The sequence below is a fragment of the Mordavella massiliensis genome (genome assembly GCF_016902415.1).
In the GTDB taxonomy this organism is placed as follows: Bacteria; Bacillota; Clostridia; order Lachnospirales; family Lachnospiraceae; genus Merdimonas; species Merdimonas faecigallinarum.
Window position 1 is genome coordinate 1 of the sequence record NZ_JACJLV010000060.1, and the last position, 9,646, is coordinate 9,646.

General features: G+C 48.9%; 10 protein-coding genes and 1 tRNA gene. 8 read left to right on the forward strand and 3 right to left on the reverse strand.

What is annotated here, in order from left to right; all coding sequences use genetic code 11:
- Position 1: 1 nt before the first annotated feature.
- The gene (locus H6A13_RS13345) at positions 2-82 is read left to right on the forward strand and encodes a V-type ATP synthase subunit D (RefSeq protein ID WP_338043071.1); all 81 of its coding nucleotides are present in this window, start codon (positions 2-4) and stop codon (positions 80-82) included.
- Positions 83-184: 102 nt separating this feature from the next.
- Here H6A13_RS13345 and proC read toward each other — a convergent pair whose 3' ends face one another.
- From proC to H6A13_RS13570, 3 genes are all read right to left on the reverse strand, one after another.
- Positions 185-985 (reverse strand): pyrroline-5-carboxylate reductase, encoded by an 801-nt coding sequence (gene proC, locus H6A13_RS11775; protein WP_204909757.1) that lies wholly within the window; start codon positions 983-985, stop codon positions 185-187.
- 116 nt (positions 986-1,101) lie between these two features.
- A complete protein-coding gene (locus H6A13_RS11780; RefSeq protein WP_204909758.1) occupies positions 1,102-1,797 on the reverse strand; it encodes an L-2-amino-thiazoline-4-carboxylic acid hydrolase in 696 nt (231 codons plus the stop codon).
- Positions 1,798-1,841: 44 nt separating this feature from the next.
- Positions 1,842-2,369, reverse strand: coding sequence for a DUF6512 family protein (locus H6A13_RS13570; RefSeq protein ID WP_420827232.1), 528 nt, complete (start codon positions 2,367-2,369; stop codon positions 1,842-1,844).
- A gap of 121 nt (positions 2,370-2,490) precedes the next feature.
- Between H6A13_RS13570 and H6A13_RS11785 the strand changes: the two genes are divergently transcribed.
- The 7 genes from H6A13_RS11785 to H6A13_RS11815 all read left to right on the forward strand — a co-directional run.
- Positions 2,491-2,563, forward strand: a tRNA-Lys gene (locus H6A13_RS11785).
- Positions 2,564-3,037: 474 nt separating this feature from the next.
- Positions 3,038-5,227: an anaerobic ribonucleoside-triphosphate reductase gene (gene nrdD, locus H6A13_RS11790; protein ID WP_204909759.1), complete on the forward strand. Its 2,190-nt coding sequence runs from the start codon at positions 3,038-3,040 to the stop codon at positions 5,225-5,227.
- Between the two features lie 93 nt (positions 5,228-5,320).
- Positions 5,321-5,848, forward strand: a complete 528-nt coding sequence (gene nrdG / locus H6A13_RS11795) for an anaerobic ribonucleoside-triphosphate reductase activating protein (RefSeq protein WP_204909760.1) — start codon at positions 5,321-5,323, stop codon at positions 5,846-5,848.
- Positions 5,832-6,701 carry a purine-nucleoside phosphorylase gene (locus H6A13_RS11800; RefSeq protein ID WP_204909761.1) on the forward strand — a complete coding sequence of 290 codons (870 nt, stop codon included), beginning with the start codon at positions 5,832-5,834 and terminating at the stop codon, positions 6,699-6,701. Before nrdG ends, H6A13_RS11800 begins: the two co-directional genes overlap by 17 nt.
- The gene (locus tag H6A13_RS11805; RefSeq protein WP_243424790.1) at positions 6,698-8,044 is read left to right on the forward strand and encodes an amidohydrolase family protein; all 1,347 of its coding nucleotides are present in this window, start codon (positions 6,698-6,700) and stop codon (positions 8,042-8,044) included. Before H6A13_RS11800 ends, H6A13_RS11805 begins: the two co-directional genes overlap by 4 nt.
- Before the next feature lie 88 nt (positions 8,045-8,132).
- The gene (locus H6A13_RS11810; protein WP_204909762.1) at positions 8,133-8,597 is read left to right on the forward strand and encodes a DUF1648 domain-containing protein; all 465 of its coding nucleotides are present in this window, start codon (positions 8,133-8,135) and stop codon (positions 8,595-8,597) included.
- Between the two features lie 360 nt (positions 8,598-8,957).
- The coding region (locus H6A13_RS11815) for a F0F1 ATP synthase subunit A (protein WP_204909763.1) at positions 8,958-9,646 on the forward strand (689 nt) is incomplete at its 3' end.

Below are 9,646 nucleotides of genomic sequence, written 5' to 3' on the forward strand. Positions count from 1 at the left end.
GGTGTACACCATTAACAATGCATTGGAAGAAAAAGAAAGAGAAGAGTTTACAAGATTGAAAGTTATCAAAAAAACCTTTTAATGGGGACGGGGGATTTTCAGAAATCCCCCGTCCCCATTAAAAGGTTCCTTGTATTTTTCCACCATTTTAAAAAGTGTTGGTGATAAGTATGTGGATAATTTTTTAAAGTTGTTTTGATTTTTCTGCGCCGGCATTGATGCATTCCATGACTGCGGCACGCATGCCACCTTTTTCCAGGGCTTCACAGCCCTCGATGGTTGTACCGCCGGGTGAGGTGACCATATCTTTTAATTCTCCTGGGTGAATATTCATTTCCAGGATCATTTTTGCTGTTCCAAGACAGGTCTGTGCAGCAAGACGATAAGCGGTTTTTCTTGGAAGGCCTTGTTTTACCCCGCCGTCAGCCATGGCTTCGATAAACATGGATACATAAGCGGGCCCGCCGCCGCTCAGTCCGCAGACTGCATCGATCAGATGTTCTGGCACCAGTTCTACGATGCCGATAGAAGAGTAGAGGGATTTGGCGGCTTCCAGTTCTTCGTTTGTAAAATCATTGTCAGAGCAAAGAGCAAAGGCGCCTTCAAAAACCATTGCAGGAGTGTTGGGCATAATCCGCAATATCCTCGGCGTTCCGTCAATCATGGCCTGGAGCCTGGATACGGTAACACCGGCAACGATGGACATCAAAGCCTTTCCTTCCAGGGCTTTTTTACATTGCGCCAAAGCTTCTGCGGCATTCTGAGGTTTTACTGCAAGAAGGATCAGATCTGCGTTCTGGCAGACATCTTCGTCATTCCGGGAAAGATGAACACCCCAGCCGGACGCTTTTTCCATCATAGCTGGATTGATATCATAGACGTATACATCATCCTTTGATAAGATCCCGCTCTCTAAGGCACCGTATAAAATGGCGCCGCCCATGTTGCCGCAGCCGATAATTCCGACTTTTTTCTTAATAGACATAAACGTAACCTCCCTGTGAATAAGTGTGTGGATAACAATGTGGACAGATATGTGGATAAAGTGGAACTAACGGAAAGGGGACGGGGGATTTCCAGAAATCCCCCGTCCCCTTTCCGTTAGGGGTAAACCCCGTCCAGCGCATCCAGATATTCTTTGCCGAATTTTTCGGTGTATTCCCGTAGTGCGAGGGAGACGGCTTTTTGTCCGTCTTCGCCCAGATAATTGACCAGAAACCGGCTGATGGTATACTTCAGGTGCGCGGTATGGAAGTTGAAGTCTTTCATACAGCTGGTGCCCAGTTCTTTTTTCTTTTTCGCCAGTTCTTTGGATTCTTCCGGGGAAATAGGATGCCCCCAGTCGAATTTGCACTGATCGCCGCCCCAGCTCATGGCGGGAGACAGATGGGTACAGGTAAAATCTGACCGGAACCCTTGATAAACTGCGTTATCGACATTTACGCAATATAATTTCCCGTATTCCATGAGGTTGTGTTTTTTCCAGGCATCGCACCAGGCGCATTTAGATATGTAGGTTTGGAGTGTGGGTTCGGTCCGTATCTGCCCGAATTCCATCTGTCCTTCATAATCGGGCTGCCATTCTCCGTAAGCCTGGTTGGTCATGGTGGTGAGTTCATCTCCGTGGGCGAGAGCGTTCTGGGCCATCCGCATTCCGCGTTCATTTCCGTAAGCGGTCATGCCGGCCAGAATGGCTTCGCGTCCTTCATCACCGCATTCTTGAATTGCATATTTTGCCAGGAGTGCAAAAAGAACGGCGTGATGTTCTATTTTGCAGCTGACAGTTTGCTTTTTCATAAAGTTACTCCTTCCGTAAATGTTCTGTAAATTCTATAATTTGATTATACTATATTTGGTGGGAAAAACAATGGGAGATTGGGCGGATAGCAGGTAAAAAAGAAAAAGAAAAAGCTCAGGACCGCCCAGAGAAGGACGGTGGTCGTAAGCGAAGGGGTGACCTGGAGTTTGTGATAAAAGAAAGAGGAGGCAAAGAAGGAAATGATCGTGCTAAAGCAGAAGATCAATAGGTCTGCCGGTAAAAAGCTTTGTCCGGTTATGCCGGTGTAGGTGTAAAAAAGGACAAGGATAGAACTCATGCCGCAGCAGACGCCCAGAAAACGGGAAAAGAGGAAGCGGGCCTGTCTGATTTTGTGTCTGTGGAAGAGAAGGGAAACCAGAAGAAATGGGAAATATAAGAGTTTCAGATGTTCCCAGACGGATTCATTAACCGGGCAGAATAAGGCCGCGAGGGCGAGATGGCCGGACCAGTCGTAGAGAAAATGGCACAAAGATCCCAGCAAGATCACGGAAAATATAAGTTTCAGATCCTCCCTGCCGATATATTTTTTCAGATAAGATTTCATAAACATCACTCCCCGGTAGAAGTATATGCGTGGGAAGAAAAAATATGAGCAAATGAAGAAAAAAAGACTTGCAATCTAAAAAAAACTGTTATATAATAGCACTTGCGTTAAGCAAATAATAAGAAATGCGCGATTAGCTCAGCTGGCAGAGCACCTGACTCTTAATCAGGGTGTCCAGGGTTCGAACCCCTGATCGCGCATTCAGGATCGCTGATTTTGCAGCCGGTGGAGCTGCGGGGTCGGCGATTTTTTTTGCGTGCAGCAATTGAGCAACGCAAGAAGAGGGAGACACAAGGAGAGGGATGCTTGCATACCAGAACTTGTGTCTCCCTCTTCTTATGTGGCGAAAGCCACGACCGAGATGAAGCGCGGAGCGCGGAATCGAGGTGCGTTGCTCGATTGCGTCAGAATCTGCTGCTTCTTATGTGGCGAAAGCCACGACCGAGATGGAGCGCGAAACGCGGAATCGAGGTGCGTTGGAAGCGAGGTGCGCTGCGTAGCCGTGAAATTGAGGCGCGCCGGGCGCCATGTAAAAATTTTAAAAATCATGTAAAAAAATTTGAAAAATCCCCCTTTTCTTTTCCTGGATTTTGTTGTATGATATTACCTGCACAAGATATTGTGGACGGAGCGAAAGAAAATCCCAAGATTTGGTAGAAAGGAAGAGGGGAAGCATGGCTATAGATGTGAAGACAAAAGTAATCAAGAGAAATGGGGAAGAGGTTTCTTTTGACATTTCCAAGATCGAGAATGCGATTACAAAGGCTAATGCGGAGGTGGACCGAATCCATCAGATGAACGAATATCAGATTGTGGCGATCGCCGAGAAGATCGCGGAGATGGTGAAGGAATCTACCCATGCGGTGAATGTGGAGGATATCCAGGATCTGGTGGAGACCAGCATCATGGAGATGCGCGGCTATGAGGTGGCGCAGAAATACGTCCGTTACCGCTATAAACGGGAACTGGCAAGAAAGACCAACACCACCGACGACGGCATCCTGGCATTGATCGAGCATTTAAATGAAGAAGTAAATCAGGAAAATTCCAATAAAAATCCGGTGATCAATTCGACGCAGAGAGATTATATGGCAGGAGAGGTCAGCAAGGACCTGTCCAGGCGTGTGCTTCTTCCGGAAGAGATCGTGCAGGCGCATGAAGAAGGAATCATCCATTTCCATGATTCGGATTATTTTGCGCAGAAAGAGCATAACTGTGACCTGATCAATCTGGAGGATATGCTGCAGAACGGCACGGTGATCAGCGAGACTCTGATCGAGAAGCCCCACAGCTTCTTTACGGCCTGTAATGTAACGACACAGATCGTGGCACAGGTTGCCAGCAATCAGTACGGCGGCCAGTCATTTACACTGGCACACCTTGCGCCTTTTGTGGACATCAGCCGCCAGAAGATCCGTAAATATGTGATCGCAGAGCGTGAGGAATGCGGCGAGTCCATGGACGAAGAGATCATCAGCAAGGTGACAGAAAGACGCTTAAAAGAAGAGATCCGAAGCGGTATCCAGACCATCCAGTATCAGCTGATCACCCTGATGACCTGTAACGGACAGGCGCCGTTTGTAACCGTATTTATGTATCTGGACGAAGTGCCTGAAGGCCAGACCAGAGACGACCTGGCTATGATCATTGAAGAAGTGATGATCCAGCGGATGCAGGGCGTGAAAAATGAAAAAGGCGTGTGGATCACACCGGCATTTCCGAAGCTGATCTATGTGCTGGATGAGGATAATATCCGGGAAGATTCCAAATACTGGCATCTGACAGAACTGGCGGCAAAATGTACCGCAAAACGTATGGTGCCGGATTATATTTCCGCAAAGATCATGAAGGAATTGAAGCAGGGAGAGGTTTATCCGTGTATGGGATGCCGTTCTTTTCTGACTGTGGAGGATTCCCAGAGAAATGCGGACGGCAGCCATAAATTTTACGGAAGATTTAACCAGGGCGTTGTGACCATTAACCTGGTGGATGTTGCCTGCTCTTCGGAAGGAGATATGGACCGGTTCTGGGAGATCCTGGACGAAAGACTGGAACTGTGCCACCGGGCGCTCAGATGCCGTCACGAAAGACTGCTGGGAACTATTTCTGATGTGGCGCCTATCCTGTGGCAGTACGGCGCGCTGGCCAGACTGAAAAAGGGTGAAAAGATCGACAGACTTTTATATAACGGCTACTCAACCATTTCTCTTGGATACGCAGGACTTTATGAGATGTGCGTACGGATGCTGGGAAAATCCCATACCGATCCGGAGGCAAGACCATTCGCCATGCAGGTGATGCAGCGGCTCAATGATAAATGTAAGGAGTGGAAGGAAGCAGAACACATCAGCTATTCTGTTTACGGAACCCCGATGGAATCCACCACTTACAAATTCGCAAAATGTCTGCAGAAGCGTTTCGGTATTATTGAGGGAGTTACAGATAAAAATTATATCACGAACAGCTATCACGTACATGTGACAGAACCGATCGACGCATTCCACAAGCTGGAGTTCGAATCGGAGTTCCAGAAGCTCTCACCCGGCGGTGCGATCAGCTATATCGAGGTTCCGAATATGCAGAACAATCTGCCGGCGGTGCTTTCTGTGATGCAGTTCATTTACGATCACATTATGTATGCAGAGCTGAACACAAAGAGTGATTACTGCGAGTGCTGCGGCTATGACGGAGAGATCCAGATTAAGGAAGATGAATCCGGCAAGCTGATCTGGGAATGCCCGAATTGCGGAAATACAGATCAGGACAAGATGTTTGTGGCAAGAAGAACCTGCGGATACATCGGCACGCAGTTCTGGAACCAGGGAAGGACCCAGGAGATCAAAGACCGGGTACTGCATCTGTAAAAAGTATTTGTAAAAAAGGGCGCCAAGTCTTTTAAAGACCTGGCGCCTTTGCTATACTAAAGAAAGCAGGAAAAGTATTTTAGGGAGAGGACCATGAATTACGGAGAAATAAAAAAATATGATATTGCGAACGGGGAGGGAGTACGAGTCTCCCTTTTTGTGTCCGGGTGCACCCATCACTGTCCGGGATGCTTTAACCAGGAAACCTGGGATTTTTCTTTTGGAAAAGAATACACACAGGAGACGGAAGAAGAGATCCTTGATGCAGCCGCGCCTGGGTATATCGCGGGATTAAGCCTTCTTGGCGGGGAGCCTTTTGAACCGTCCAGCCAGGAGGTGCTGACAGGGCTTTTGCGGAAGTTTAAAGAGCGGTTCCCGCAAAAAACGGTCTGGTGTTATACCGGATATCTGTTTGATAAAGAATTGCTGGAAGAAAGCCGGGCCAGATGTGCATTTACGGATGAAATGCTGTCCATGATCGATGTGCTGGTGGATGGCCGGTTCGTGGAGGCGAAGAAAGACATTACCCTGTTGTTCCGGGGGTCGTCCAACCAGCGGCTGATCAATGTCCCGGAAAGTCTGAAGCGGAAAGAGGTGGTATTGTATGAGCCAGGTGTGTAACCATCCGGTCCATGAAAATCCGGTGTATGAGAAGTTGAAGAGATGCCTTCATTCCGTGCAGGAGAAGGTGGATTTTGTGCCTGCGATCGCGCTGGTGCTGGGATCGGGGCTTGGAAATTACGGGGAGCAGATCCGGGTGGTGCAGACGGTGGACTACCATGAGATCGAGGGATTTCCGGTATCCACGGTGCAGGGGCACAAAGGCCGGTTTTTGTTTGGATATATCGAGGACGTGCCGGTGGTTGCCATGCAGGGCCGGGTGCATTATTACGAAGGGTATGCTATGTCGGATGTGGTACTGCCTATCCGGCTTATGCACGCGCTTGGGGCGCGGATCTTGTTTCTAACGAATGCGGCGGGCGGAGTGAATCCGGAGTTTGCAGCCGGGGATTTTATGCTGATCAGAGATCAGATCGCAAGCTTTGTGCCATCGCCGCTGATCGGCCCGAATCTGGACGAACTGGGCGTTCGATTTCCGGATATGTCGCAGGTATATGACAAGGGGCTGATGGGGATTATCCGGAAGACGGCTGAGAAGCTTTGCATTCCTCTGCAGGAGGGAACCTATATCCAGCTGACCGGGCCGAATTTTGAGACGCCGGCAGAGGTGCGGATGTGCCGGATCCTGGGAGCGGATGCAGTAGGCATGAGTACAGCATGTGAAGCGATTGCGGCGAACCATATGGGAATGAAGGTATGCGGCATTTCCTGTATTTCCAATCTGGCCTGCGGACTCACCGAAAATCCCCTGAGCCATCAGGAGGTGCAGGAGACGGCGGACAGAGTGGCTCCGCTGTTTGAACAGCTGGTGACTGCGGCGGTCGTGAATATGGCAAGGGAGGGGCTGTCTTGAATATCAGGTTTTATCATGCAAGGATCCTGACCATGGCGGAAGGGATGAAGATCATAGAAGGAGAACTTCATGTAAAAGGGAACCGGATCGCGTATGTGGGAGCGCCGGGGAAAAAGGCAGGCTGCGCAGAAGGCTGTGCGGAAGGCGGCGGAAAAGAATGCGGCTGTGAGGGTGGCCCGGACTCTGTAAAGTGGGACCGGGAGATTGACGCCGGCGGAAATCTTCTGATGCCCGGGTTTAAAAATGCCCATACCCATTCAGGCATGACATTTCTGCGCTCTTTCGCAGATGACCTGCCGCTGCAGGCCTGGCTGAATGAGCAGATATTCCCGATGGAGGCGAAGCTTACCGGGGAAGATATTTACGAATTATCCAAACTTGCCATCCTGGAGTATCTCACCAGCGGGATCACTGCTAATTTTGATATGTACCTGACGCCGGAAACGATTGCCAGGGCTTCTTCGGATATGGGATTCCGGACGGTACTGTGCGGGGCGGTCAACGATTTCTCCCAGTCTGCGGAGGAGCTGGAGCAATGGTATCAGTCGCTGAACGGTTCCTGTGAACTGATCAGTTTCCGGCTGGGATTTCACGCGGAATATACCACATCGGAACCGCTGCTTCGGAAGATCGCGGACCTGGCACGGAAATATCAGGCGCCGGTATTTACCCACAATTCAGAGACCCGCGCGGAAGTGGAGCAGTGCATGGAAAGAAACGGGATGACGCCCACGGCATATCTGGATTCCCTGGGGATGTTTGATTACGGCGGCGGCGGATTCCACTGCGTTTATATGACCGAGGAAGATCTGGACATTTTCAGAGAAAAGGGATTGTCCGTGATCACAAACCCCGGTTCCAATACAAAACTTGCCAGCGGCATCGCGCCGATCCGCCGGATGATGGAGAAAGGCATCAATATCGGGATCGGAACAGACGGCCCGGCCAGCAACAACTGCCTGGACATGTTTCGGGAGATGTTCCTTACCACCGGCCTTGCCAAGCTGAAAGATATGGACGCGGCGGCCGTAGATGCCGATCAGGTCCTCTATATGGCAGTGGCGGGCGGCGCAAAAGCCATGGGACTTGATGCGTGCGATACGCTGGAAGAAGGAAAGCTTGCAGATCTGATCCTGATCGATCTGCAGCAGCCCAATATGCAGCCGCTGAATAATATCACCAAAAATCTGGTGTACAGCGGCAGTAAGCAGAATGTGAAACTTACCATGGTAAATGGAAAGATATTGTACGAAAACGGGGAGTTCTTTGTCGGAGAAGCCCCCGGGCAGATTTACGAAAAAGCCCAGAAAATTATAGAAAGATGTCAGTCGGGTACAGGGTAAAGTGCGATTAGGTACAGGGCAAATGACAATTTGGGACGTAGACCTTTGCAAAAGGTCTACGTCCCAAATTAGCAGAGGAGGAAGGAGCATGAAGGTAAAAAGTAGTATTGCAGATAAAATATTGCAGGGGTTCTGTCTGGCGCTGCTTGTGGGAATGACGTTCTATCTTCTGGCTGGATGGAGCACATTTCCGGATAAGCTGCCGATGCATTTCGGAGCCTCGGGGCAGATTGACAGATGGGGCGGGAAAGGAATTCTCATTTTTATGCTGGTGATGCAGTGGGGGCTTTATCTGCTTTGTACAGGAGTAGAGCAGGTTCCCCGGGTGTGGAACACCGGTGTAAAAGTGACTGCCGCGAATCGGGAGCGGGTGTATCGGATATTGAAATATGTGCTGGAAACCTTGAAGCTGATCATACAGATTATTTTTTCTTTTTTATTTGTATATATTACTCTTGCCAGGCCGTTACCGGGGTGGTCGCTGCCGGTGATGATGATACTTGTATTTGGAGATATGGCGTTCTGGCTGATTCTTCTTTGGCGATGCAGATAGGTACAGGGCATTGTTCATTTGGGTACAGGGTAAAGTGCGATTGGGTACAGGGCAAATGACAATTTGGGACGTAGACCTTTGCAAAAAGACTACGTCTCATTTTGCAACTTTGTAGATTTTTCGCAGATTTTTTCGCGGAATATTGTGCGAATTGTGTAAAAAACTTTGCAAAAATCGAAGGGGAAGAGAAAATATATTTATAATATACAAATAAGTGCGGAAAAAGACGGGGAAATTGTCAGAAACAGACAAATACTGAGAGGGTTTAAATGGTGATTGCCATTTGTTAAGAAATATTTTAGGGTTATTGACTTTTCTTATATTTAGCAGTAATGTTATTTAAACTTATGAAAAGGAAAAATGAAGGAAGGGGATAGTACGGAAGAGTTAACGAATGAGCTGTTAGAGCAATTAACTTGTGAGACGGTCTTTGAAATTCCCATATTCGGCGGGATCGGTGTGGATGAAGCTGTGGTTGTGACATGGATCATCATGGCGGTTCTGGCGGTCCTTTCAATTGTGTTTGTGAGAAATCTGAAGGTGGAGAATCCGGGAAAGGTGCAGCTTGCGCTGGAGTCGGTGATCGCCTGGGGAAGTGATTTCTTTGAAGGGATCATCGGGAAGTCCAATAAGCGCTATATTCCGTGGCTGATGACGGTGGCTCTTTATCTTGCTGTGGCCAACCTGATCGGCCTTGCGGGCTTTAAGCCGCCCACCAAGGATCTGAATGTCACGGCGGCGCTTGCGATCATGAGCATGCTTCTGATCGAATATTCGGGAATCCATAAAAATGGACTGAAGCACTGGTGCGTGCATTTTACCAAGCCGGTGCCGGTGGTGACTCCGGTTCTTGTGCTGGAGATCTTTATCCGTCCGCTGTCGCTTTGTATGCGGCTTTTTGGAAATATACTGGGCGGATTTGTTGTCATGGAGCTTGTCAAAGCGGTTGTTCCGTTTCTGGTGCCGATACCGCTCAGCTTCTATTTTGACATTTTTGACGGCCTCTTACAGGCCTATGTATTCGTATTCCTGACGGCCTTGTTTATGAA